The following is a 24493-nucleotide window of genomic DNA, read 5'->3' as shown; positions in this document are numbered from 1 at the left end:
TGGGTACCGCACATTCACCGCGGCCGACCGGTCACCGCCGTTGAGCAGCTCCAGCCGGAGCGGGGCGCCACCGGGGTTGTCGAACAGCCGGATGCCGTCACCGAGCAGGACCGGGGCGATGTGCAGGTCGATCAGGCCCCCAGCTCACCCACCAGCCGGGCAGTCACCGGCACCGCGATGCCATGCTGCTCCGCCGCACGCAACAACGCCCCGCCGATCGCGTCGAGCTCGATGGGACGACCGGATTCGGCGTCGCGCTGCATGGAGGACTTGGTGGCGGGCGGGAAGGCGTCGTAGCGGGCGAGGGCCTGGGCAGGATCGGCGGGACCACCGCACGCCCGACTGACGGCGGCGGTCTCCTCGACAAGCGCCGTCAGCTCCTCGCGGTACCGCGTGCGCGCCTCGCCCAGCGGCAGGCCGTACCGGGTGGTGAGCAGGGCGAAGGGCGCGAGGAACGACATCTTGGCCCACAGGGCGGCGGTCTCGTCCTCCAGCACCCGGGTCGTGGGCCCGGCCTCCCCGAAGACCTGAGCCAGCGCATCCAGCCGCTCACGGGAGACGAGATCACCGGTGAGATCGACCTCGGCGAAGGGGCTGCCGTGCTCGATCACCCCCGGGGCGACACGGGTGGACTCGACCCGGATGACGGCGGGAGCAACAAGCTCGGGCCGGTGATGGCCACGCAGCACGGCCGGATGCTCGACCCCATTGAGAAACGGTACGAGGAGGGCGTCGCCCAGCGCCTTGGCCGGAACCCGCTCCAGGGCCGCGTCCAGGGAGGTGTGCTTGACGGCGATGAGGCAGGCGTCCACGGTCTCACGCAGCTCGGTGTCCGCTTCAACGGCGGCGCTGAAGTCCCCGTAGAGCCCACTGCGCACCTGAATCCCCGAGTCCCGCAGAACGCCGACGGTCTCCTCGCCGGCCAGGCAGACGACCCGATGCCCGGCACGGGAGAGCAGCGCGCCGAGCAGCCCCCCGATACCACCAGGCCCGAGTATCGCGACGGTGAAGTTGGTCATGACTGTCCCTTCGCCGGTCGGCCCCGACTGTCGGTGGCCGCCTCTCGGCGATCATGACATCTCCGGCGGGCGCACGGGGGCGGATTGTCAGTGCCGGGAGTCAGACTGGACACATGTGCCGCAGCATCAAAACACTCCGCCCCCCGGTACTCCCCGAAGAGGCCACCGAGGAGGAAATCCGAGCCGCCGCCCTCCAGTACGTCCGCAAGGTCTCAGGCTTCCGAGCCCCGGCGGCCCACAACCAAGAAGTCTTCGACCGAGCGGTCACCATCATCACCGAGGCCACGGCAGAACTCCTGGCGGGCCTGGAAATACGAGGCCAGTCCCCCCGCAAGGCCGGCTGAACGCAGAAGGCCCCGGCCATGACGGCCGGGACCTTCTGCTGATCCTCGGTGGGCGCGGACGGTTTCGAACCGCCGACATCCTGCTTGTAAGGCAGGCGCTCTACCACTGAGCTACGCACCCGGAACAGGCCCACAGCCTACATTGTCCCAGGCCCTGTCCCGCAAACCGGTATCGCAGCAGGACAGGGGGTGGTGGCTCGTTTCCTGGGGACTGGAGGGGGACCGGCTCACCCTGCGGAGGAAGTGTTCCGGGGTCGTCGCTGACTGTTCGGCCAAGCATCGGATCGAGGTGCCGCGCGGGGTTGCCGTCCAGGTGGAGGACGGGGACGGGAGCGTGCGGGCGCGGGGGTTCGAGGACGCGCTGAGCATTCGTACGGGGGACGGGTCCGCGCAGGTCAGTGAGTCCACCGGGCCGCTGCGGCTGCGTACCGGGGACGGCTCGCTGCGTGCCCAGGTCGACTCGCGTGAGGTGCGGGCGCAGAGCGGTGACGGCTCGGTGAGGCTCGAACTGGGCGTCGTACCGGACCTTGTGGAGTCCCGCAGCGGGGACGGTTCCGTGACGATCGAGGTGCCGCGTGCGACGTACCGGGTGGCGACGGAGACCGGCGACGGTGGGGTGGATGTGGACGTGCCTCGGGACGAGCGCAGCGCGCATGTGGTGAGCGCGCGGACCGGCGACGGCAAAGTCACGGTCCGAACCGCGAACTAACCGGCCCGTGTGTTCGTCCTTAACCGGTGGGAGAATGACAGCGCCGGGCAGGGCGGACCACAGCACGGGAGAGGGATGTGACGGCGACACCTTCGCAGTCGGATTCGCCGTTGGTGCCGCGTGCGCCCCGCCACCGTGCCCTCGTGGACACGCTTACCCTCGTCTCCCTCCCACTCCTCGCCGCCCTCGTGCTGCCCGCCGCGTTCGCCGGCGGCGGCACCCGGCGCTGGTTCGGCGGGCGTGCCGAGAGCCAGCGGGCCGAGGCGCAGGCCGCGAAGGACGCCGCCGCGGCCGCGTTCTACGAACTCGACACCGCTCAGCGCGATCTGCGGATCTCGATAGAGACCATCACCGCCGTCGACGACTCCCCCGCCGCCCGCCGGGCGGTGACCGACTTCGAGGCGATCAGCAGACGTATCGACGAGGCGAGCCATCAGTACATCGAGGCTGTCGACGCCCATGACCTGGACCGGGACGACTTGGAGGCCTCGGTCGCCGCGCAGGCGCGCACGGCGCTGACCAAGGCCAAGGAGGAGCTGGTCCGGGTCAAGGGGGATCTGGACCGTTTCGGGGACGGGCTCGGGCCGCTGCTCGGCAAGGCGGAGACCCAGCTGGCCCGGCTGGCGCCCGCCGTGGAGCGTGCCCGGCAGGGGCTGCTCGCCGCGTCCAACGCCCTGGACGCCGTACGGGGGTCGGGGCTGAAGGCGGACGACCTCGCGGCGCGGCTCGCGGCTCTCGCGCCGGAGCTGACCAAGCTGAACCAGGGCGCCGGCCAGCATGGGGTGCCACAGACGCTGGAGCGGGCCGAGCGTGTCGCTCGGGAGGCCGAGTCGGTGCGCGTGGAGGCGGACCGGCTGCCGGAGCGGGCCGCCGAGATCGATCACCGGCTGGTGTCGCTGCGGACCCGGGCGCAGGCTCTCACCACCCGTTCCGGGCAGGTCGAGCCGGTGCTGAGTGAGCTGCGGCGGCGGTTCACGGTGGCCTGCTGGCAGGACCTTCAGGGGGTACCGGACCAGGCCGTGGAGAACGTACGGCAGGCGGAGCTGAAGCTGAAGGAGGCGCAGGCCGCGCGGGACGACCAGCGGTGGCCGGACGCGACGGCGCTGCTGTCCACGGTGCGGGCGCTGCTGAACTCCACGGACGAGTCGGTGTCGGCCGCGGGTGACCGGCTGCGGCGGTTGAACGCCGTGCAGAAGGATCCCCAGGCCGAGATCGACCGGACGCGGTTCGCCATCCGGGACGCGCAGCGGCTGGCCATGGCGGGGCGGAACACTCCGGATCCCCGGCATGCGAGGCCGCTGGACGACTCGGTGGCCCGGCTGGAGCGGGCGGTCGAGACGCTTGAGGGGCGGCATCCGGACTACTGGCACTTCCTGACGGAGATGGAGGCGGTGCGGCAGACGGTGGCCCGGGTGGTGTCTCAGATCCGTGAGGAGCGGGGTGCCTCCGGCGGTTAATCTGTGGGCATGCCTCGCTATGAGTATCGGTGCCGGAGCTGTGGTGACGTGTTCGAGCTGAGCCGGCCCATGGCTGAGTCCGGTGAGCCTGCTGTGTGCCCTGCGGGGCATGACGACACGGTGAAGCTGCTGTCTGCGGTGGCTGTGGGCGGTTCCGCGAGTGCGCCCGCGCGGCAGGGGGACGGCGGCTGTTGCGGTGGGGGCTGCTGCGGCTGACTGGCAGTCTGCGGGTTCGTCGTGGCTGGTCGCGCGGTTCCCCGCGCCCCTTTGGTGGGGGCTCTGCCCCCACACCCCCTTAACCAGTCGCCCCCGTCTCCTTCAGGAACTCCCTGAGAATCCTCTCCCCGGCCAGCACCCCCCGCTCCGGCAGCGCCCTGATCCCCGGTGCCGTCCACTGCGCGTCCGCCAGTTCCCCGTGTCCCGGCCGCCATCCCTTGTCCGCCGCGAGGAGCAGGTCCGCGTCCAGCAGGGAGTCGCCTGCCGCCAGCGTGAGGTCCGCGCCTGTCCGCCGGGCCAGTTCATGCATGGCGGCGCTCTTGGTCAGTGGCTTCGGTACGGCGTAGATCTTGCGGCCCTGGAGGGAGACCGTCCAGCCTCGGTTCTCCGCCCACACGGCCAGTTCCTTCACCCACTCCTCGGGGAGCAGCTCGCGTTCCACGACCAGGTAGACGAAGAGATCCTCGGCGACCCGGTGCTTGCGCACCCACATCGGGTCGGCCGTCGCCATCAGGTGCTCGCGGACCTCGTCGAGGGGCGCGCACTCGTCGGCCAGCCGGGCGGTGACCCGTGCCTGCCACTCGGGGTCGGAGACGCCGTCCACCAGGAGGTGGCCGCCGTTGGCGCAGATCGCGTACGTGGGGGGAGGGCCGGGGAGGTTGATGCGCTGGTACTGCTTGCGGGTGCGGGTCGTGGTCGGTACGAAGAGCGCCGCGTCGCCGAGTTCCGTCAGCAACTGCGAGGCGGTCTCGGTCATGTACGACAGCGGCTTGCTCTCGTGCACCTCGACGCACAGCAGCCGGGGCGCCCGCGCGTCCGGCATGGTCAGCGCGAGGGCCGCGGAGGAGTAGATGAGCGTACGGTCCAGATCGCTCGCCACCAGCACCGGCATCAGAGGGTCACCGCCTTGCCGTCGGCGCCCGTCGCCCCGCGCGTGTACTTGGGATGGATCAACCCCACGCAGGTGTACGGCAGTTCGGCGACCTCTTCCACCGGGACCCCTCTCTGCTCGGCGAGCAGTCGGACATGGTCCAGGTCGGCCCCGGCCCCCGCGCGCGCCAGGATCTTCCACGGCACCCGGCGCAGCAGCACGCGGGTCGTCTCGCCGACGCCGGGCTTGACGAGGTTCACGTCGTGGATGCCGTACTCCTCGCTGATGCGCTCAACTGCCGCCCAGCCCTCCCACGTCGGCATCCGGTCGGCCGACAGCAGCTCCTTGGCCTGGGCGTCGACCGCGTCCGCGACCTCGGGGAAGCGGGCGGAGACGGCGTCGAGGAAGTCCACCGAGACATCGGCGCCGGCGAGTTCGCGGTAGAACTTCGCGCCGTGGAAGTCATGCGGGCCGACCAGGTCCGCGCGCAGCACCGTGCGGGAAATCAGGCCGGACACCGTGGAGTTGAGGCAGGCGGACGGGATCAGGTAGTCCTCGCGGGTGCCGTACGTCCGTACGCACGAGCCCGGGTCGGCCAGTACCGCGATCTCCGGGTCGAAGCCGGTGACGCCCTCGGCCGCCTCGAACTCCTCGATGGCGGCGGCCAGTTCGCGGGTGATCGCGCCCTTGCCGGTCCAGCCGTCGACGAAGACGACGTCCCGCGGGTCGTGGTGGGCGGCGAGCCAGCGCAGCGCGTTGGCGTCGATACCGCGGCCGCGCACGATGGAGACGGCGTAGTGCGGCAGGTCAAGGCCGTGGCGGTGCTGGGCCCAGCGGCGCATCAGGACGCCCACGGGTGTGCCCGCGCGGGCCAGCGAGACCAGCACCGGGCGGGGGGAGCGTTCGGCGAGGACGACCTCCGTCACGGCGCCGACCGCCTGGGCGAGCCTGGACGCCGACTCCTCCAGCGCCGTCTGGAACAGCTCCTGGTACTGCTCGCTCGGCTGGTACTCCACCGGCAGCGACTCCGCGTAGTGCGCGCCGCCGCTCTGGATGGCCTCCTCGCGCTCCTCGGTCGGCGCCTCCAGGGTCACGTCGGAGAGGTCCTGGAGCAGCCAGCCGACCTCCTCGGGGGCGTACGAGGAGAAGGCGGGGCCGCGGAGGGGCTCGGGCAGCATCGAGGGCCTTTCGGGTACGTACGAGGGGACGACCGCGAGGACGACCTGCGGGGTGTGCGCGGTCAGCTGCGCGAGCAGGCCGTCGGGGGCGTGCAGTTCGGGGGTGTCCGCGGTGGAGTCCACGACCACGACCACGGCGTCGAAGTCGGCGCCGGCCACGTTGTAGGCGTAGCGCTCGCCCGGCCCGTCCGCCGGGTTGTCATGGGCGGGGAAGACGAGGCGGCTGCGGATCGCGTATCCGGGGTCGTCCACCGCGAGGACGGGTGAGCGGGTGGTGGTGGAGTAGCGGACGTCGGCGGCGGTGATCTGCTCCAGCTCGCGGGCGAGGCGGAGGGGGGTGTACATCAGCTCTTCGAAGCCGAGGACGTGCACGTGGTGCGCGTCTTCTGGGAGTGCTTCTGCCAGGCGGGCGGCCATGGCGGGGAGGGCGGTTTCCAGGCGTATTCGGTGGGCGGGGGTGAAGCCGTGTCTTCCGCCGTCGGGGAGGCCGTGAGGCCAGTGCAGGTCGACTCGCTCGATGGCCAGCTGCGGGTCGGTGGGGGCTTGTCGCGCCCACGCGGCGGTAGCCGCAGATTCAACACAGCCCCGCGCCCCTGGGCAGGGATTCTCGAACCTCGTTACAAGGTCCTGCCCCTTCTCCAGCACCCCTTCCGGCAGCAGTACGGTCCCGGCGGCCGCCGCCACCAGATCCACCCGCGCGCCTGTCTCCCGCGCGAACTCCTCCAGCCGCCCGGCGTCCGCCGCCGACCGCATATCCACCAGCGCCACCACCACATACCGCCGCCGCGGGTACCTCGAATGAAGATCCCGCACGGTGTTCAGCACCGTGTTCCCCGTGGAGAACTCGTCGTCGACCAGGATCAGCGGGCCGTCGCCGGCCAGCAGGGCCGGGTCCTCCGGCAGCAGCAGATGCGAGGTCGCATGGGAGTGGGACTCCTCGAAGCCGCCCGCGGGGGCCACACCGGGGACCGGGCGGCGGGTGGAGTGGAGGTAGGGGGCGAGGCCGACGCCGTCGGCGACGGAGTGGCCGAGGCCGGTGGCGGTCTCCGCGTAGCCGAGGACGACCGCGGCGGCCGCCTCCTCGGGTCCCAGCAGATCCCGCACGCGCCGGCCGAGGGCGAAGCCATGGCCGTAGACCACGCTCGGAGACTGCGGGATGTGTTTGCCGAGCACATGGGATACGAGGAGATGCGCTCGCTTGGGGTTGCGGCGCAGCGCGAGTCCCAGCAGGTCCTTCAGCGTGTCGTCGCCCTGGAGTTCGACCCCGAGCCGTTCCGCGACCCAGGTGCCGGACCAGACCCCGTTGTTCACTGCGTTGTTCATGCGTCCCTTGGTTTGTCAGGTGTCAGCCGGGGATTCCGGCGGCAAGCAGCTCGACGAAGCCGACGTCCTCGTTGGCCACACCGAAGACCTCGGCGCGCAGCAGGGTCCGCTCGGCCCAGGCGCGGTGCGGCTTCACCTCGTTCATCTTGTTCGTGTACGCCGAGCGCAGCACGCCCCCGCCGCCGCGCTCGGGCCGCAGGATGTCCTGGGCGTCGCTGAACTCCTCGTGACTGACCACGGACAGCGCGTGCACGGGGAGAACGTGGGAGGGGTGGATGCAGGTCTTGCCGGTGAGGCCGTTGGCCTGGTCGAGGGCGATCTCGCGGAGCAGTCCGTCCATGGCGTGCTCGATGAGGGCCTCGCGCAGCTCCTCGGCCTGGCCCTCCAGGAAGGGGCTGCGACGCAGCTGGGGCTTGAACATACGTTCCTGCACGCGGAAGTACTCCCACACCGGGCCGGTCACGGTGAAGCCGGTGCCGTCGGCCCGGCCGAGCATGTTGACCACGTCGGCGATGACGGAGGCGACGATCTGGACGTCGTACGCCGTCATGTCGGGAGCCCGGCGCAGACCGTAGGAGGAGCAGAAATCGGTCACGCCGAGCCGCAGGGCGAGCACTCTTTCACGATACTTGTCGACCGCCCTGGAGATGCCCTCCAGCGTGTCCACGCGGGACTCGCGGAAGAGCAGCTCGGGCGACTCCAGCACGGGCATGGCGAACAGTCGCCGCCCGCTCGCCGCCTCGGCGCTCGCCAGCGCCTCCAGGAAGGGGATGCCGCGCTCCTCGGTGAACTTCGGCAGCACGAATCCGGACAGCAGCCGCACGGCGGGGCCGAGCCGTCGTACCAGGTCGGGGATCTGCTCGGGGGTACGCACCCGGATGAACAGCAGCGGCAGGTCCGCCCGCTCCCGGCCGGCGAGGTCGGTGAACTGCCGGACGAGGTTCTCCTCGCCCGCCGCGACGTCCTCGTCGCCGATGGAGTCCTCCAGGCACAGCACCATCGAGACCACGCCCCGTGCGGCCTGCTTGAGGACGTCCTCGGCGAGCCGGGGCCGGGTGGCCGGGCTGTACAGCGTGGCGCCCAGGGCCGTGGCGAGCAGCCGGGCCGAGGAGTCCGCGTCGAACTCGCACGGCTCCCGGTGGAAGAGGCGCCGCCGCACCTCAGGGGCGATATGCCCGAAATGACGCATAAAACTCCCCCGTGGTGGCTGAGCGACCCCTGTGATCCGTTCGCAGGTGGCCGGTAATAGTACGTAGGGACCTATGTCAGGGGTTCCCGCAGGGCATGAATTTCTGGTAACGCGGGTGCGGACACCGTCAGGTGATCATGTACCCCCGCGTTGTCGTGATCACTACCGAGAGGGCAGGATGACCGCATGACGCACGCGATGCTGAAGGGGTCGAACGTCCCGCTCGAAGCCACGACCGTACGTGCCGTGCTCCGCTGGACGCCCGGGCAGGGGGTCCCGGATGTCGATGCCTCGGCGCTCCTCCTCGGCCCCGACGGCCGTGTGCGTTCCGACGAGGACTTCGTTTTCTACAACCAGCCCCGTCACCCCTCCGGGAAGGTCTGGCGGCTCGGCAAGAAGCGGGTCACTGAGGGCCTCACCGACACGATCCAGACAGATCTGGCCGGTGTCGAGCCAGACGTCAGCCAGATTTATCTGGTCGCTTCGGCGGACGGCGCCACCTTCGACCGCGTACGGTCGCTGCGCATCCTGCTGTACGACGCCTCGGTCGCCGACGGCGAGCCCCTGCTGCACTTCGACATCAAGCCGGAGACCGGCGAGGAGACGGCCCTGATCTGCGGCGAGCTGTACCGCCGCGGCGAGGGCTGGAAGTTCCGCGCGCTGGGCGAGGGCTATTCCAATGGCCTGGAGGGCCTGGCGACCGACTTCGGGATCTCGGTGGAGGAGTCGGAGGCGGCGGCCGCCCCCGAGGAGCCCACGGAGGAGCCCACGGAGGAGCCCACGGAGGAGCCCACGTCCCAGCCGCTCCCCCCGGAGCAGCCCACGACAGCGGTCCCGCCCCAGCCGGCGTACGGCTACCCCCAGTCCCCGCCCCCCACGGCCCCGGCCTACGGCTACCCCCAGCCCACAAGCCGGCCTCCGGCCCAGGGCGGCGGCTACGGCTACCCGCCCCCGGTGACCCCGGTCCCGGCCGGAGAATTCCGTCTGCCGCCGCAAGGTCCACAGTTCATCGGACGGTAAGGGCAACCGTCACCGCTCCGACTTCGCCTTGAACCCCCGCCCCCACTGGAGCCCCCACCCGTACAACCGGTCGAGCTCGGCCTGGAAGCCGTACACGAACTTGACCTCGCGCCGGACGAAGATCTCCCCCTTCACGTTCTCGATCATCACCACCGCGCAGGACCGCGCCTGCGGATGCCGCTCGTCGAGACCGATCTCGATCCGCGGCCCGTTGCTCGGAAAGAGCGTGACCATCGCCTGGGTACGGTCGAAGGCCGGCGTCTGGTCGTAGATGTACACAAAGACCAGCAGCCGCTTGATGTTCTCGCGCTGATCGAGGTTGACGTACATCGTCTCCCCGGAGGCCGACCCGAACCGGTCGTCCCCGCTGAGCTTGACGTACGGCGGCGCGTTGACGTCCCCGAGGAAGCCGCCCAGCGGCTGGACGACGCCCTTGGAGCCGTCGGTCAGCTCGTACAGGCACCCGAGGTCGAGGTCGACGTTGACCATGCTCTGGCTGTGCCCGACGACCTCAGGCGGCTTGAGCGCCTTGAACGGATGCCGCAGCAGACTCTCCCGCTGCGGCCCGCCTATGTCGGAGCTGCGCATCCGCCAGTTCAGATTGATCCGCAGATGCCCGGTGGCCGCGCCCTGCTTGGTGAGGGAGACCTGGCCATGCCGTTTGGTCAGCTCGATCGCGTTGCTCGCCGCGCTGCCCGAGTCGAACTGGGCGGCACGTCCACTCCACAGCAGCCCGTCAAACAGGCCCATTCCCGCCCCCACACGCAGTGAAAATACCGGCGGGGCGGCCAGAGGCCCGGCCGCCCCGCACAGAAGCGTTCCTCACTCAGCAGGCTGTCACACCCCGGACGAGACCTCAGTCTTGTCCGAGGCCGACGCTTTTCCCTCCGCAGCCGCCAGCGCGCGGTTGCGGCGGACGGAGGAGAGGAAGGACCAGCCGATCAGGATGACACCGATGGAACCGGTGATGAGCTCGCTGATCTCGTACTGGATGGTGATCAGCAGGATCGCGGCGAGGGCGCCGATCGCGTAGTGCGCGCCGTGCTCCAGGTAGACGTAGTCGTCGAGGGTGCCCTGGCGGACCAGGTAGACCGTGAGCGACCGGACGTACATGGCGCCGATGCCGAGGCCGAGGGCCATCAGGACGATGTCGTTGGTGATGGCGAAGGCGCCGATGACACCGTCGAAGGAGAAGGACGCGTCCAGGACCTCAAGGTAGAGGAACATGAAGAACGCGGCCTTGCCGGCCAGGACGACCGCCGAGCGTGGCTTGCCCGTGCGCTCCGCCGCTTCCTCCGCCTCGTGCTCGCGCTCCTCTTCTTCCTCCAGCTTGTCCTCGAAGTAGCCGGAGAGACCGCCGACGATCATGTAGGTGATCAGGCCGGCGACACCGGAGAGCAGCACCGTCTGCGCCTTGTCGACCTGCGCGCCACCGTGCTGGAGGGCGTTGGCCGCGAAGGTCATGGAGCTGATCATCAGGACAATCAGCGCGATGCAGACCGACAGCATGTCGACCTTGCCGAGCTTGGCCAGGGGCCGCTCCAGCCAGCCGAGCCACTTGATGTCACGGTCCTCGAAGATGAAGTCAAGGAAGATCATCAGCAGGAACATGCCACCGAAGGCCGCGATCGACGGGTGAGCGTCGGTGACGAGCTGCTCGTAACGGTCCTTGTCACTGATCGCGAGCTCGACCGCCTCGATGGGCCCCATCTGGGCACTGATGGCGACGATGACGACAGGAAAGACCAGCCGCATACCGAAGACAGCGATCAGAATGCCGATCGTCAGGAAGATCTTCTGCCAGAAGGCAGACATCTTCTTCAGGATTCCGGCGTTGACCACTGCGTTGTCGAAGGACAGCGAGATCTCAAGGATGGAGAGGATCGCCACGATGCCGAAGGCGGTCCACCCCCCGATGAGGACCGCTGCGACGAGGCCGAGCGCGGTGACCGCGAACGACCAGCCGAAGGTTTTCAGAACCACTGGCTACCCAATCCTGTATGTACGGGTCTCCCCCGCGCCGTACTCGGCTTTACGAACTTTTGAAGCCGAAGTCTAGTCGGCCCCCCTCCGCACCCCACCCTGGCCCGGCTTTTGCTCATATCGCGTTACGAGACGTTGACCCCGAAGTCCAGTGCGATGCCCCGCAGTCCGGACGCGTACCCCTGGCCCACCGCCCGGAACTTCCATTCTCCCTGGTAGCGATAGACCTCGCCGAAGATCATCGCCGTCTCGGTGGAGGCGTCCTCACTGAGGTCGTAGCGGGCGAGCTCCTGGCCGTCGGCCTGGTTCACCACGCGGATGAACGCGTTGCTGACCTGTCCGAAGGTCTGGCCCCGCTCGTCGGCCATATGGATCGAGACCGGAAAGACGATCTTGTCGCACTGGGCGGGCACCTTGGAGAGGTCGATCAGGAGCGACTCGTCGTCGCCGTCGCCCTCACCGGTGAGGTTGTCGCCGGTGTGCTCCACGGAGCCGTCCGGGCTCTTGAGCTGGTTGTAGAACACGAACCACTCGTCGCCCATCACCCGTCCGCCGGTGCACATCAGCGCGCTGGCGTCGAGGTCGAAGGGGGCTCCGGTGGTGGAGCGCGCGTCCCAGCCGAGCCCGACCAACACCTGGGTGAGGTTCGGTGCGGCCTTGGAGAGGGAGACATTGCCCCCCTTGGCGAGCGTGACGCCCATGATGCTGGTCCTCCCCTATAGGGCCTGTCTTTCGGCTCATTCCTGGGCCGCGGGCCCGGTCATCCTTCTTTGGTTGTTTCCCTGCGCGTCCGGCGCCGCACGCAAACCGTGCGACGCCGGGCGGTTGGAGCGCGGTTACTGCTTGGCTCAGACGTTCACGCCGAAGTCCTGCGCGATGCCGCGCAGACCCGAGGCGTAGCCCTGGCCGATGGCGCGGAACTTCCACTCGGCGCCGTGGCGGTAGAGCTCACCGAAGACCATGGCGGTCTCGGTGGAGGCGTCCTCGCTGAGGTCGTAGCGGGCGATCTCCGTGCCGCCCGCCTGGTTCACGACGCGGATGAACGCGTTGCGGACCTGGCCGAAGGACTGCTGACGGTTCTCGGCGTCGTAGATCGACACCGGGAAGACGATCTTCTCCACGTCGGCGGGGACGCCGGCGAGGTTGACCTTGATCTGCTCGTCGTCGCCCTCGCCCTCACCGGTGAGGTTGTCACCGGTGTGCTCGACGGAGCCGTCCGGGCTCTTGAGGTTGTTGAAGAAGATGAAGTGCGCGTCGCTCGCGACCTTGCCCGAGTTGTTGAGCAGCAGCGCGCTCGCGTCCAGGTCGAAGTCCGTGCCGGTCGTGGTCCGGATGTCCCATCCGAGACCGATGATGACAGCGGTCAGACCGGGCGCCTCCTTGCTCAGAGATACGTTGCCGCCCTTGCTGAGGCTGACTCCCACGAGTCCTCCATTGATGTCCAGGGGCGGGGAGCCCCGCCATGCGTTTGATACCGGATCAACGAGTCGATCCTAGTAACGGGTTCCCGTGGCTTGCAGGCCTTGGTACCCGAGAATCACAGGATGTCGAGCGCCTTGACGTACTCGTTCAGGTCACGGGCGTCCGGCAGACCGTTGACGACGGTCCAGCGGACGACGCCCTCCTTGTCGATGACGAAGGTGCCGCGCAGCGCGCAGCCCTTGTCCTCGGCGAAGACACCGTAGGCGCGGGAGACCTCGCCGTGCGGCCAGAAGTCGCTCAGCAGGGGGTACTCAAGGCCCTCCTGCTCGGCGAAGACGCGCAGGGTGGGGACGGAGTCGTTGGAGACGGCGAGCAGCTGCGTGTCGCGGTCCGCGAACTTCGGCAGGTTGTCCCGCAGCTCGCACAGCTCGCCGGTGCACACACCGGTGAAGGCGAACGGGTAGAAGAGCAGCACCACGTTCTTGTGACCGCGGAAGTCGGACAGCCTCACGGTCTTGCCGTGGTTGTCCTTGAGCTCGAAGTCGGGGGCCTTTTCGCCGACCTGGATGGCCATTTCTGGCTTGTCCCTTCGGTGGGGCTGTTCGGGTGGTCGGGACCACCCTACGCAGAGATCACGAAGGGCACGCGGACGGGCCGACCGAAGCCGGCCCGTCCGGTGTTCGATGGAGGATTACTTCTTCGTGGACTTGGCCGCCTTCGGCGTCACCAGCCGGCTGCCGCTCCAGTCCTTGCCGACGCTGACGCTCTTGGACGCGGACAGTCCGGCCGTCGTCGAGGCCTCGGAGATGTCGCTCGGCTCTACGTAGCCGTCGCGTCCGGTCTTCGGCGTCAGCAGCAGGATCGAGCCGCCCTCCTCGATGTACGTGGTGGCATCCACCAGCGCATCTGTCAGGTCGCCGTCCTCGTCGCGGAACCACAGCACCACGGCATCGGCGACGTCGTCGTAGTCCTCGTCCACGAGATCGCTGCCGATGACTTCCTCAATGGCCTCGCGGAGTTCCTGGTCTACGTCCTCGTCGTAGCCGATCTCCTGGACCACCTGCTCGGGCTGGAACCCCAGCCTGACGGCAGGGTTCGTCCGCTCCTCCGCGTGGTCCGCGGTCGCGCTCACGGGTTGCCTCCTGATCATGTCTTCGGGAATAACTCAGCCACGCGCGTGCGCGAAGCATTGGCCGTAGTCCACACGGGCGGGGCGGATCGCGCAAGTACCCGGCCGTCCAGACCGCCGAAACGGTGACGTTCCGGGCTGTGTCACCGCGATTCCCGCCATGCCGCCACACTCCAAGGTGACACACGCCACACCGTTCTGCCCCCTTTGCGCTTTTGGGAACCCTCCGGTGGGACCAGGCTTGGATTACCTCGCAGTAGAGATGACGTTTGCCGTCCCGAGGTACACGATGGGGATCGGCGCAGACAGAGCAAAACCCCAGAAACAAGCCCCGAAGCAAGCCCGAAAACCAGCCCTCTGACAGGTAAGGACCAGCGTGGCTTCCGGATCCGATCGCAACCCGATCATCATTGGCGGCCTTCCGAGTCAGGTTCCTGACTTCGATCCCGAGGAAACCCAGGAGTGGCTCGACTCCCTCGACGCCGCTGTGGACGAGCGCGGCCGCGAGCGGGCCCGCTACCTGATGCTCCGGCTGATCGAGCGGGCCCGCGAGAAGCGTGTGGCCGTGCCCGAGATGCGCAGCACGGACTACGTCAACACGATCGCGACCAAGGACGAGCCGTTCTTCCCCGGCAACGAGGAGATCGAGCGCAAGATCCTGAACGCGACCCGCTGGAACGCCGCGGTCATGGTGTCCCGGGCCCAGCGCCCCGGCATCGGTGTGGGCGGCCACATCGCCACCTTCGCCTCCTCCGCGTCCCTGTACGACGTGGGCTTCAACCACTTCTTCCGGGGCAAGGACGAGGGCGACGGCGGCGACCAGGTCTTCTTCCAGGGACATGCCTCGCCGGGCATCTACGCCCGCGCCTTCCTGCTGGACCGGCTCAGCGAGCAGAACCTGGACGCGTTCCGCCAGGAGAAGTCGAAGGCGCCGTACGGGCTGTCCTCGTACCCGCATCCGCGGCTGATGCCGGACTTCTGGGAGTTCCCGACCGTGTCGATGGGCCTCGGCCCGATCGGCGCGATCTACCAGGCGCGGATGAACCGCTATATGGAGGCGCGCGGGATCGCGGACACCTCCAAGTCGCAGGTGTGGGCGTTCCTCGGGGACGGCGAGATGGACGAGCCGGAGTCGCTCGGCCAGCTGTCCATCGCCGCGCGCGAGGGCCTGGACAACCTGACCTTCGTCGTGAACTGCAACCTGCAGCGGCTCGACGGCCCGGTGCGCGGCAACGGCAAGATCATCCAGGAACTGGAGTCGATCTTCCGGGGTGCCGGCTGGAACGTGATCAAGCTGGTCTGGGACCGCACCTGGGACCCGCTGCTGGCCCAGGACCGGGACGGCGTGCTGGTCAACAAGATGAACACGACCCCGGACGGGCAGTTCCAGACGTACGCCACCGAGACCGGCGCGTACATCCGCGACCACTTCTTCGGGGACGACCACCGGCTGCGCGCGATGGTCGAGGGCATGACCGACGACCAGATCCTGCACCTGGGCCGCGGCGGTCACGACCACAAGAAGATCTTCGCGGCCTTCTCGGCGGCCAAGGCGCACAAGGGCCAGCCGACGGTGATCCTGGCCAAGACGATCAAGGGCTGGACGCTGGGTCCGAACTTCGAGGGCCGCAACGCCACGCACCAGATGAAGAAGCTGACGGTCGACGACCTCAAGCGCTTCCGTGACCGCCTGCATCTGCCGATCTCCGACAAGGAGCTGGAGTCCGGCGCGCCGCCGTACTACCACCCCGGGCGGGACACCGAGGAGATCCAGTACATGCACGACCGCCGCAACGCGCTCGGCGGGTACGTCCCAACCCGCGTCGTGCGCGCGAAGCCGCTGCGGCTGCCCGAGGACAAGACGTACGCGACCGTGAAGAAGGGCTCGGGCCAGCAGTCCATCGCGACGACCATGGCCTTTGTCCGGCTCCTCAAGGACCTCATGCGGGACAAGGAGATCGGCAAGCGGTTCGTGCTGATCGCGCCGGACGAGTACCGCACGTTCGGCATGGACTCCTTCTTCCCGAGTGCGAAGATCTACAACCCGCTCGGGCAGCAGTACGAGGCGGTGGACCGCGATCTGCTGCTGGCCTACAAGGAGGCGCCGAACGGGCAGATGCTGCACGACGGCATCTCGGAGGCCGGCTGCACGGCCTCGCTGATCGCGGCGGGTTCGGCGTACGCCACGCACGGCGAGCCGCTGATCCCGGTCTACGTCTTCTACTCGATGTTCGGTTTCCAGCGGACCGGCGACCAGCTCTGGCAGATGGCGGACCAGCTTTCGCGCGGCTTTGTGCTCGGTGCGACCGCCGGCCGCACGACCCTGACCGGTGAGGGTCTCCAGCACGCCGACGGCCACTCGCAGTTGCTGGCGTCGACGAACCCGGGCTGCGTGTCGTACGACCCGGCCTTCGCGTTCGAGATCGCGCACATCGTGCAGGACGGTCTGCGGCGGATGTACGGCCCGACGGCGGACGGCAGGCCGGGCGAGGACGTCTTCTACTACCTCACCGTCTACAACGAGCCGATCCAGCACCCGGCCGAGCCGGAGAACGTGGACGTCGAGGGCATCCTCAAGGGCGTCTACCGCTTCAGCGAGGGCACGTCGGGCTCGGTCCCGGCGCAGATCATGGCGTCCGGTGTCGCGGTGCCGTGGGCCGTCGAGGCGCAGCGGATCCTCGCCGAGGAGTGGAACGTCAAGGCGGACGTCTGGTCGGCGACCTCCTGGAACGAGCTGCGGCGCGAGGCCGTGGCGTGCGAGGAGCACAATCTGCTGCATCCCGAGGAGGAGCAGCGGGTGCCGTATGTGACGCGCAAACTGGCCGGCGCGGAGGGGCCGTTCGTGGCCGTTTCCGACTGGATGCGGTCGGTTCCGGACCAGATCGCGCGGTGGGTGCCGGGGACGTACCAGTCGCTGGGCGCCGACGGCTTCGGCTTCGCGGACACCCGGGGCGCGGCCCGTCGCTTCTTCCACATCGACGCCCAGTCGATCGTGGTGGCCGTGCTGACGGAGCTGGCGAAGGAGGGGAAGGTGGACCGTTCGGCGCTGAAGCAGGCGATCGACCGGTACCAGTTGCTGGATGTCTCGGCGGCGGATCCGGGGGCCGCGGGAGGCGACGCGTAGAGCTCCGCTCGTGGGCGGCTGGAGGGTCGAGGGGCATCTGACTCCCGGCCCTCCGGCCTTTCCTACGATGCGGGCATGAAGCAGATACCCGCGCAGGTCCGTTGGGAACAGCGCACTCAACGGCCGCTGATGGCGCTGGCGGTGCTGTTCGCCGTGGCCTACGCCGTGCCGATCGTGGACACTTCGGCGAGCAGGGCGTTGACCCGTGCCTGCACGGTGATCGAGTGGGTGGTGTGGGCGGCCTTCGCGGCCGACTATCTGATCCGGCTGGGACTGGCCGAACGCCGGGCGGAGTTCGTACGGCGGCACTGGATGGACCTGTGCGCGGCGATGCTGCCGCTGATTCAGCCGTTGCGGCTGCTGCGGTTGGTCTCGACGCTGATGCTCGTCGGCCGGCGGGCGCGGATGGCCTCGCAGGTCCGGCTGACGACGTACGTCGTCGGCTCGGTCGTCGGGCTGCTGATGTTCGGCTCGCTGGCGGTGCTGTCCGTGGAGCGGGACTCGCCGAATGGGAACATCAAGACGCTGGGTGACGCGGTGTGGTGGTCCTTCACGACGATGACGACCGTGGGGTACGGGGACCATGCGCCGACAACTGGTCTGGGCCGGATACTCGCGGTGGGTCTGATGCTGTCCGGGATCGCACTGCTCGGTGTGGTGACGGCGAACATCGCGGCGTGGTTCATCGCGCGGTTCGAGGTGGACGACGTGGAGGAGCGTCGGCAGACGGCGGCGATCCAGTTGCTGACGGAGGAGGTACGTCAGCTGCGGGCGGAGGTCGCGGCGCTGTCGGAACGGGCGCCGTGAGTTTGGGCCTTCGTTTTTCGCCCCCGCCGCCCCTACCCGTCCCGTCCTCCAGGGGCTGCCGCCCCTTCAACCCCGCCCCAGGGGGCTCAGCCCCCTGGGGCGGGGCTCCTCAAACGCCGGAGGGGCTGGATTTTGCGGACCTGCGCTTTCAAGCTCCGGGCATTCTCAGCCCGTCCGGAGTTTTGAAGGTTGTCAGAGCAAGCCGCCGCCCGGCGTCGCCGTGCCCGCCAGCCAGATCAGGGCCAGGAGTGTGTCTATCGCGCCCAGCACCACCGCTATCAGTGCCGGGACCGGGCGGGCGCCGGACCAGGTTCGGTTCATGGCCAGCCAGCCGCAGACGATGGCGAGGGGGCCCAGGATGATGCCCAGGACGAAGAAGCCCGCCACCGCGCAGATGGTTCCGATGATGCCGAGTGTCGCGCGGTCCGGCCCGGACCGTGACCACGTCCGGCCACGTGTACGGGGGTGCCTGCGCGTTCCATGTCCGAAGCCCGCCATGGTGGACTCAACTCCCGGGAACCGTCGATTCGTTGGATTCGGTTCCCGGGGCGAGTACCCCATCCCCCGCGTCTACTCCACCGGACTGCCGGCGCGCTGTCCCCCTCCGGCAGCGCGCCGCAGCACCGGTCACCCTCCTTGCCGTACGAACTTGCCCGAGGAACATGCCGTACGGAGGGCCTGACCCACTGTGACCCGCGGCGCGGGCCGAGGACGAGGAATCTTTAGCTTTGTCACCCTGATAGGGGAAATACACCTCAAACCCCTTGCCGACAGGGCCCGTTTCAGATGTGCGCGGCCCCCGCTCCGGCCTCCGCGTTCTCCCCCCGCTTGGTCAGGAACGCGACCGCGACGGCCACCGCCGCCACACCCGCGGCGACCAGCGAAGCAAGGCTCATCCCGGAGATGAAGGTTTCGTGCGCGACATCCGTGATCTTCACGGCGACCGCGTCCGGCGTCCCCGGAGCCACCGGCGCCACACCCACCTGCACCGCCTCGGAGGCCCGCGCCTCCTGGGCCGCGGTCAGCTGCGGAAGCCCCGCGTCCGTCCAGTTCCCGGCGAGATCGCTGTCGACCTTGGAGGCCATCACGGCGCCCAGCACGGCCGTACCGAGGCTGCCGCCGATCTGCATCGCGGCCTGCTGGAGGCCGCCCGCGACGCCGGAGAGCTCCATCGGGGCGTTGCCGACGATGACCTCCGTGGCGCCGACCATGACCGGCGCCAGGCCGAGGCCCAGCAGGGCGAACCAGAGGGACATCAGGCCGCTGCTCGTGTCCGCCTCCAGCGTGGACATGCCGTACATGGCGATCGCGGTGAGCGCCATACCGCCCGCCAGCGGCACCCGCGGGCCCAGCTTGGTGATCATCGCCCCGCCAGCGGGGAGCCGACGATCATCATTCCGGTGAGGGGGAGGAGGTGGAGACCGGCGTCGATCGGGCTCATCGCGCTGCTCGCCGCGCATCTGCGGCGGCAGGCGGGGACCGAGGAGCGGATCGCGCGGGTGCTCGCCGAGCGGGAGGGGCTCGATGTCGACGCCGATCCGCGGCCGCGGCTCGCGGTGGCGGTCTTCGGCGGGGTGATGCGGGTCACCGAGCGGCAGTGGAGCATGGGCGAGGACTTCAGCCTGGGGGCATCCGGGAACTGACCATCGCCTATCGCGAACAGGTGGGGCCCGCACTGGCCGAGAACTGGCGCGAAACGTGATCCCCGTCACTCGTTTAACGCGAGACTCGTTCGTTCTCCTAGTGTGTCCTCCCAGTGACTTCCTTCGACACATCCCCGCAACTGAACGTCTGGCGCGCTCTGCTCGCGCTGGCCGTGGTGTTCGTCATGCTGGCGACCACCGGCTGGACCGCGCTGCGCAACCAGCGCGCGACGCCCGCACTGCAGTTCTCGCTCTCCGCCTGGGAGCACGGCCGGGTCGCCGGCCGCGAGCTGCCCGACCCGGACTCCGCCCCGGCCCGGCTGGCCCGTTTCTTCACCTCGCTCACCGCTGACCAGCGCTCCGCCCTGGCGCGCCGCTATCCGCTCGCGGTCGGCAACATGAACGGCGCCCCGGTCGAACTGCGCTACCGCGCCAACCACATCGCGCTGTTGCAGGCCCGCAAGGCCGAGCGCAAACGCATGCACGACAACCGCCTCTCGCCCGCGGGACAGCGCGAGGCCGGCCGTCGTATGCAGCGCTACGCGGCGCTGATGAGCCCCGGGCGGCACATCCTCGCCTTCGATCCGGCGGGCTCGGGACGGGTCGCCGAGGTCTTCGGCGACCTCGGCCGGGCCGAGCGGGTCTCCGTGGTCGTCCCCGGCGTCGACACCAATGTGCTCACCTTCCAGCGCACCTACCGCAAGTACTCGGCGCCGGTCGGCATGGCGCAGTCGCTGTACGCGGCCGAGCGCACGGCGGACCCGTCGACGCGTACGGCCGTGATCGCCTGGGCCGACTACACCGCGCCCGGCGGCCTCGGCCTCGACTCGGCCACCGCGACCCGCGCCGAGGCCGGTGCCGTACGGCTGAACGCGCTGGTGCGGGCGCTGCCCGGCAGCGCGCCGGTGTCGCTGTTCTGCCACAGCTACGGCTCGGTCGTCTGCGGGGTCGCCGCGCCCACGCTGCCCGGCCGAGTGGCCGACATCGCGGTGGCGGGCAGCCCCGGCATGCGGGTCGCGAAGGCGTCCCATCTGGGCACGTCCGCCCGGGTGTGGGCGATGCGGGACGCAGACGACTGGGTGCAGGACGTGCCGTACCTGGAGCTCGGCGGGCTCGGCCACGGCGCCGATCCGGTGTCCTCGGCGTTCGGGGCGCGGGTGCTGTCGGCGCGGGATGCCGAGGGGCACAGCGGGTACTTCGAGCCCGGCACGGACAGTGTGCGCAACTTCGCGGAGATCGGGGTTGGCGCGTACGACTCGGTGCGGTGCGCGGGAGATGACGAAGCCTGTCGGGAGGGTTTGTCCGGCACCACGCCGGTCGGACGCGCGTAGAGGCGCAGGAACTACGGTCTGCGCGGGGAGGCGACGGAGGAGCTCGTGCCGCATACGATGAGCCGCATGGGTGACGTACTGGCCGGATTTCATGCCGCCTGGGAGTTCGAGTCCGACTCCGTGCTCATCCGTTACGAACGGGGGATTCGAACACCCAAGCTGCTGCAGGCGCTCGGGGAGCGCCGGGTGCCGCTGGCGGCACTCTCCGCGGTGACGCTCACGCCCGGCAAACGCGGGACCGTGGTGCTGCGGGCCGAGCCGCGGCCCGGCGCCGATCCACTCATGGAGGCGGCCGACGGGCAGCTGAAGGAGGGGTGCGATCCCTATCGTCTGGTGCTGCCGGCCGAGCGGGAGACGCTCGCCGAGTACTACGCCGACGAACTGCGGGCACAGCTGACCGAGTCGGGGCCGGCGGATCGTTTCCTGGTGGCGCCGCCGGACGGACCGCGGTCCTTCAAGGCGTACGACGGGAAGGCGTCCTTCGACGGGCGGACGGTCGCGTTCCGCTGGTTCTGGACCGGCGCGTCCTCGGCGAAGTGGAAGGCCGGGGACCAGTCCTTCGCGATCGGCGACCTGAGCGGGGTCGAGTGGCGCTCCCCCGAGGTCTTCGAGGGGCATCTACGGCTGGTGCGGCGTGGCGAGACGTCCCCGCCGCAGGTGGACCAGGATCCGGCGGCCGTGGTGTTCGGGCTGGGGTACGGGCCGGTGCACGAGTCACTGCCGTTCGCCGCGGCGGTGTTGGCGGCGGTTCGCTCCGCGGGTGTGGCCGCTGTCCCGGCTGCGGCTGCGCCGCGCCGGGATCCTGCGGATATTGCCGAGCGAATCCGTCATCTTGGGGAACTGCATCAGGCGGGGCTGGTGACTGATGAGGAGTTCTCCTCCAAGAAGGCGGAGTTGTTGGCGGAGCTGTAGGGGCGCGTTGTCGGCTGCCGGCCGGTGGGGGCTGGTCGCGCAGTTCCCCGCGCCCCTGGGTGGGTTGGCCTACTCCCTGCCTGCGGACGTGAACGTCATGTCCGCGTAGCGGTCGCCTGCCACCTGACCGGCGATCGGCTCCAGCAACGCCAGTTGCTCGTCCGTCAGTTTGATCCTTGTCGCCGCCGTGTTCTCCTCCACCCTCGTCGGCTTGCGGGTGCCCGGGATCGGGATGACCGGGAGGGTGTGGACCTGGGCCTGTTGCTGGACCCAGGCCAGGGCGATCTGCGCCAGGGAGGCGCCGTGGGATTCGGCGATCTGGTGGATCGGGGCCAGGAGGGCCGCGTTCGCCGTGGCGTTCTCGCCCGTGAAACGGGGCTGCTGGCGGCGGAAGTCGTCGGCCGTGAGGTCCTTGTCCGCGGAGCCGAAGGAGCCCGCGAGGAAGCCGCGGCCGAGCGGGGAGTACGGCACCAGCGCCACACCCAGGTCCCGGGCCGCGGGTACCACCTGCGCCTCGATGTCCCGGCTGAACAGCGACCACTCCGACTGCACGGCGGCGATCGGGTGCACGGCGTGCGCGGCGCGCAGCTCGGCGGCGGTGACCTCGCTCAGGCCCAGATGCCTGGCCTTGCCCTCGCGGACCAGCTCGGCCATGACGCCGACGGTCTCCTCGATGGGGACGTTCACATCCCGGCGGTGCATGTAGTAGAGGTCGATCGCCTCGACGTCCAGGCGCTTCAGGCTCGCCTCGACGGCCTGGCGGACGTAGGGCGCGTCATTGCGGATGATCCGCCGCGCCGGGTCGTCCGGCGGGATCGCCAGCGCGAACTTGGTCGCGATGACGACCTCATCGCGGTGGGCCTTGAAGAAGGGGGACAGAAAGCGTTCGTTCTCGCCGGCGCCGTAGGCGTCCGCCGTGTCGTACAGGGTGACGCCCAGTTCCAGCGCCCGCTCCAGGGTGGCCCTGGACTCCTTCGCGTCCGAGGGGCCGTAGGCGAAGCTCATGCCCATGCAGCCGAGGCCCTGCACCCCCGTCTCGGGGCCGGTCTCGCCAAGTCGTGCGGTCGCGATCGTGCTGTTCTCGGTCATCGGGGCCTCTCCGACGCCAGGGCGAGCCCGGCGTCGCCGTAGAAAGCGATCTTGCGGTCGAGCACGGCGAGCGTGTCCTGGAGTTCCGCGATCCGGGCCAGGACGTCTTGGCGGGTCTCCTCCAGCAGTTCGTAGCGTGCGCCGTAGGTGTGGTCGCCCTCGCGCACCAGCTCGGCGTACCGGACCATGTCGGCGACCGGCATGCCGGTGAGCCGGAGCTTGCCGACGAGGTCGAGCCAGTCCAGGTCGCGGTTGCTGTAGCGGCGCTGGCCGGTGTGCGAGCGGTCGATGTGCGGCATCAGACCGATGCGCTCGTACCAGCGCAGGGTGTGCGCGGTCAGGCCGGTGAAGGCGGCGACCTCGCTGATCGTGTAGCTGTCCTGGCCATCGGGGCGCCGGTCGGCCTGCGGCGGCGGCCCCGCGCAGGTGTGGGTCCTGGTTCCCGTGGTCTCCATCACCGTCATGGCCTCAACGCTATGACCTTGGAGTGCACTCCAAGCAAGCGCGGCGTGAGAAATCGGCAAGACCTGGCGGGGCCCGGGTGATCAGCGTGCGGGCCAAGAGTGTCGTACGCCGTGCCAGGGCGGACGGGGACTTCGCACGGCGCCAAACCCTCCGCTGGAGCTGCCCGGCCATGCCGTCGAACCCCTTGAGGGCGTTGCCGAAACCGCTCTCCGTGCACGTCGCTGGGCTTCTCCCGTACGTCGGACCCCTTCCTGCGGCTCAAGCTCTGAGCACCTTTAGGCTCGTGCCATGAAGAGCCTCGCCTTGATCGAGAACTGGCCGGTGTCCACCGCCGCGGCGGGTGTCGTGCGCGCCGACGGGACGGTACTCGGCACCCGCGGTCCCGTCGACCGACGCTTCCCGCTCGCCTCGGTCACCAAGCCGCTGGCGGCCTACGCCGCGCTGGTCGCGTACGAGGAGGGGGCGGTCGAGCTCGACGAACCGGCGGGCCCGGCCGGCTCGACGGTCCGTCATCTGCTCGCCCACACCTCGGGCCTGGCCTTCGACGAGCACCGGGTGACGGCGCCTCCCGGGGAGCGGCGGCTGTACTCCAACGCCGGCTTCGAACAGCTCGGGGACCACATCGCGAAGGCCACGGACATCCCGTTCGCGGAGTACCTGCGGCAGGCGGTGCTGGAGCCGCTGGGGATGACGTCGACGTCCCTGGAGGGCTCTCCGGCGAAGGACGGCGTCTCGACGGTGGACGACCTGGTGCGCTTCGCGGCGGAGGTCCAGGCACCGCGGCTCCTCGACCCGCGTACGGTCGCGGAGGCGATGACGGTCCAGTACCCCGGCACGAAGGGTGTCCTGCCGGGGTACGGCCACCAGAGCCCGAACGACTGGGGGCTCGGCTTCGAGATCCGGGACTCCAAGTCCCCGCACTGGACGGGGTCTTCGTCCTCGCAGGGCACCTTCGGTCACTTCGGCCAGTCCGGCACGTTCCTGTGGATCGACCCGTCCGCGGGAGCCGCGTGCGTCGCGCTCACGGACCGGGCGTTCGGACCCTGGGCGGTCGAGGTGTGGCCGGTGTTCACCGACGCGGTGCTGGCCGAACTGCGCCGATAGCCGCCCCTAGGACGACGGGAACCGGCGCTCGCAGTCGCGGTTGATGGTGTCGCCGGGGTCGCCGAACGCGCTGTCGTTGGAGCCGGGGTCGCCGAACGCGCTGTCGTTGGAGCCGGGGTCGCCGAACGCGCTGTCGTTGGAGCCGGGGTCGCCGAACG

At 69.5% G+C, this 24493-nt stretch carries 23 protein-coding genes, 1 tRNA gene and 2 pseudogenes; 11 read left to right on the top strand and 15 right to left on the bottom strand.

Going from position 1 to position 24493, the window contains the following annotated elements; translation table 11 throughout:
- Nucleotides 1-131: 131 nt before the first annotated feature.
- Complete coding sequence (locus RMT89_RS21850) at nt 132-1019, bottom strand: 2-dehydropantoate 2-reductase (protein ID WP_315885438.1); 888 nt, start codon at nt 1017-1019, stop codon at nt 132-134.
- A 113-nt stretch (nt 1020-1132) separates the two neighbouring features.
- On the opposite strand from RMT89_RS21850, the gene RMT89_RS21845 reads away from it, so the two are divergent.
- Nucleotides 1133-1363, top strand: a complete 231-nt coding sequence (locus tag RMT89_RS21845) for a DUF2277 domain-containing protein (protein ID WP_315885437.1) — start codon at nt 1133-1135, stop codon at nt 1361-1363.
- A 49-nt stretch (nt 1364-1412) separates the two neighbouring features.
- On the opposite strand, the gene RMT89_RS21840 is transcribed toward RMT89_RS21845, so the two are convergent.
- Nucleotides 1413-1484 (bottom strand) — tRNA-Val (locus RMT89_RS21840).
- 168 nt (nt 1485-1652) lie between these two features.
- Between RMT89_RS21840 and RMT89_RS21835 the strand changes: the two genes are divergently transcribed.
- The 3 genes from RMT89_RS21835 to RMT89_RS21825 all read left to right on the top strand — a co-directional run bounded on the left by RMT89_RS21835 (nt 1653) and on the right by RMT89_RS21825 (nt 3745).
- The gene (locus tag RMT89_RS21835; RefSeq protein WP_315885436.1) at nt 1653-2072 is read left to right on the top strand and encodes a DUF4097 family beta strand repeat-containing protein; all 420 of its coding nucleotides are present in this window, start codon (nt 1653-1655) and stop codon (nt 2070-2072) included.
- A gap of 77 nt (nt 2073-2149) precedes the next feature.
- Nucleotides 2150-3529, top strand: a complete 1380-nt coding sequence (locus RMT89_RS21830; protein ID WP_315885435.1) for a hypothetical protein — start codon at nt 2150-2152, stop codon at nt 3527-3529.
- Between the two features lie 9 nt (nt 3530-3538).
- Nucleotides 3539-3745 carry a zinc ribbon domain-containing protein gene (locus tag RMT89_RS21825; RefSeq protein ID WP_315885434.1) on the top strand — a complete coding sequence of 69 codons (207 nt, stop codon included), beginning with the start codon at nt 3539-3541 and terminating at the stop codon, nt 3743-3745.
- 79 nt (nt 3746-3824) lie between these two features.
- Here the strand turns inward: RMT89_RS21825 and RMT89_RS21820 are convergent, their stop codons facing one another.
- The 3 genes from RMT89_RS21820 to RMT89_RS21810 are packed head-to-tail and all read right to left on the bottom strand — an operon-like array spanning nt 3825 to nt 8306.
- A complete protein-coding gene (locus RMT89_RS21820; protein WP_315885433.1) occupies nt 3825-4637 on the bottom strand; it encodes an HAD family hydrolase in 813 nt (270 codons plus the stop codon).
- A complete protein-coding gene (locus RMT89_RS21815; RefSeq protein ID WP_315885432.1) occupies nt 4637-7117 on the bottom strand; it encodes a phosphoribosyltransferase in 2481 nt (826 codons plus the stop codon). The genes RMT89_RS21820 and RMT89_RS21815 overlap by 1 nt, the downstream gene beginning before the upstream one ends.
- Nucleotides 7118-7139: 22 nt before the next feature.
- Entirely contained in the window at nt 7140-8306 is a 1167-nt protein-coding gene (locus RMT89_RS21810) for an HpcH/HpaI aldolase/citrate lyase family protein (protein ID WP_315885431.1), read from the bottom strand.
- A gap of 186 nt (nt 8307-8492) precedes the next feature.
- On the opposite strand from RMT89_RS21810, the gene RMT89_RS21805 reads away from it, so the two are divergent.
- Entirely contained in the window at nt 8493-9326 is an 834-nt protein-coding gene (locus RMT89_RS21805; RefSeq protein WP_315885430.1) for a TerD family protein, read from the top strand.
- Between the two features lie 9 nt (nt 9327-9335).
- Here the strand turns inward: RMT89_RS21805 and RMT89_RS21800 are convergent, their stop codons facing one another.
- The 6 genes from RMT89_RS21800 to RMT89_RS21775 all read right to left on the bottom strand — a co-directional run bounded on the left by RMT89_RS21800 (nt 9336) and on the right by RMT89_RS21775 (nt 13863).
- Nucleotides 9336-10076, bottom strand: a complete 741-nt coding sequence (locus RMT89_RS21800; RefSeq protein WP_315885429.1) for a Tellurium resistance — start codon at nt 10074-10076, stop codon at nt 9336-9338.
- A gap of 87 nt (nt 10077-10163) precedes the next feature.
- On the bottom strand, nt 10164-11309 hold the full coding sequence (locus tag RMT89_RS21795; protein ID WP_315885428.1) for a DUF475 domain-containing protein: 1146 nt from the start codon (nt 11307-11309) through the stop codon (nt 10164-10166).
- Nucleotides 11310-11434: 125 nt separating this feature from the next.
- Nucleotides 11435-12010: a TerD family protein gene (locus RMT89_RS21790; RefSeq protein WP_315885427.1), complete on the bottom strand. Its 576-nt coding sequence runs from the start codon at nt 12008-12010 to the stop codon at nt 11435-11437.
- A gap of 147 nt (nt 12011-12157) precedes the next feature.
- Complete coding sequence (locus tag RMT89_RS21785) at nt 12158-12733, bottom strand: calcium homeostasis/redox stress adaptation protein (RefSeq protein WP_315885426.1); 576 nt, start codon at nt 12731-12733, stop codon at nt 12158-12160.
- A gap of 113 nt (nt 12734-12846) precedes the next feature.
- Nucleotides 12847-13305, bottom strand: a complete 459-nt coding sequence (locus RMT89_RS21780; RefSeq protein ID WP_315885425.1) for a peroxiredoxin — start codon at nt 13303-13305, stop codon at nt 12847-12849.
- A gap of 117 nt (nt 13306-13422) precedes the next feature.
- Nucleotides 13423-13863, bottom strand: coding sequence for a DUF3052 domain-containing protein (locus tag RMT89_RS21775; protein ID WP_250078557.1), 441 nt, complete (start codon nt 13861-13863; stop codon nt 13423-13425).
- Between the two features lie 373 nt (nt 13864-14236).
- Between RMT89_RS21775 and aceE the strand changes: the two genes are divergently transcribed.
- Entirely contained in the window at nt 14237-16984 is a 2748-nt protein-coding gene (aceE, locus tag RMT89_RS21770) for a pyruvate dehydrogenase (acetyl-transferring), homodimeric type (RefSeq protein ID WP_315885424.1), read from the top strand.
- A 75-nt stretch (nt 16985-17059) separates the two neighbouring features.
- The gene (locus RMT89_RS21765) at nt 17060-17791 is read left to right on the top strand and encodes an ion channel (protein WP_315885423.1); all 732 of its coding nucleotides are present in this window, start codon (nt 17060-17062) and stop codon (nt 17789-17791) included.
- A gap of 192 nt (nt 17792-17983) precedes the next feature.
- Here RMT89_RS21765 and RMT89_RS21760 read toward each other — a convergent pair whose 3' ends face one another.
- Together RMT89_RS21760 and RMT89_RS21755 are read right to left on the bottom strand one after the other, a co-directional pair.
- Nucleotides 17984-18289 carry a small hydrophobic protein gene (locus RMT89_RS21760; RefSeq protein ID WP_315885422.1) on the bottom strand — a complete coding sequence of 102 codons (306 nt, stop codon included), beginning with the start codon at nt 18287-18289 and terminating at the stop codon, nt 17984-17986.
- 284 nt (nt 18290-18573) lie between these two features.
- A pseudogene (locus RMT89_RS21755) lies at nt 18574-19232 on the bottom strand (MFS transporter); the annotation flags it as partial.
- Nucleotide 19233: 1 nt separating this feature from the next.
- Between RMT89_RS21755 and RMT89_RS21750 the strand changes: the two are divergent.
- The 3 genes and pseudogenes from RMT89_RS21750 to RMT89_RS21740 all read left to right on the top strand — a co-directional run.
- Nucleotides 19234-19493: pseudogene (locus RMT89_RS21750) on the top strand (TetR family transcriptional regulator); the annotation flags it as partial.
- A gap of 54 nt (nt 19494-19547) precedes the next feature.
- Nucleotides 19548-20765 carry an alpha/beta hydrolase gene (locus RMT89_RS21745; RefSeq protein ID WP_315885421.1) on the top strand — a complete coding sequence of 406 codons (1218 nt, stop codon included), beginning with the start codon at nt 19548-19550 and terminating at the stop codon, nt 20763-20765.
- Between the two features lie 57 nt (nt 20766-20822).
- A complete protein-coding gene (locus tag RMT89_RS21740; protein WP_315885498.1) occupies nt 20823-21677 on the top strand; it encodes a DUF4429 domain-containing protein in 855 nt (284 codons plus the stop codon).
- 69 nt (nt 21678-21746) lie between these two features.
- On the opposite strand, the gene RMT89_RS21735 is transcribed toward RMT89_RS21740, so the two are convergent.
- Both RMT89_RS21735 and RMT89_RS21730 read right to left on the bottom strand, forming a co-directional pair.
- Nucleotides 21747-22766, bottom strand: coding sequence for an aldo/keto reductase (locus RMT89_RS21735; protein ID WP_315885420.1), 1020 nt, complete (start codon nt 22764-22766; stop codon nt 21747-21749).
- On the bottom strand, nt 22763-23230 hold the full coding sequence (locus tag RMT89_RS21730; RefSeq protein WP_315885419.1) for a MerR family transcriptional regulator: 468 nt from the start codon (nt 23228-23230) through the stop codon (nt 22763-22765). Before RMT89_RS21730 ends, RMT89_RS21735 begins: the two co-directional genes overlap by 4 nt.
- 289 nt (nt 23231-23519) lie before the next feature.
- Here RMT89_RS21730 and RMT89_RS21725 point away from each other — a divergent pair, with 289 nt between their 5' ends.
- The gene (locus RMT89_RS21725) at nt 23520-24335 is read left to right on the top strand and encodes a serine hydrolase domain-containing protein (RefSeq protein ID WP_315885418.1); all 816 of its coding nucleotides are present in this window, start codon (nt 23520-23522) and stop codon (nt 24333-24335) included.
- The last annotated feature ends 158 nt before the right edge of the window (nt 24336-24493 follow it).

It is taken from the genome of Streptomyces sp. P17 (assembly GCF_032436805.1).
Classification (GTDB): Bacteria; Actinomycetota; Actinomycetes; order Streptomycetales; family Streptomycetaceae; genus Streptomyces.
Note: the sequence above shows the minus strand (reverse complement) of the source record. Positions and strands in the feature narration are given on the sequence as shown.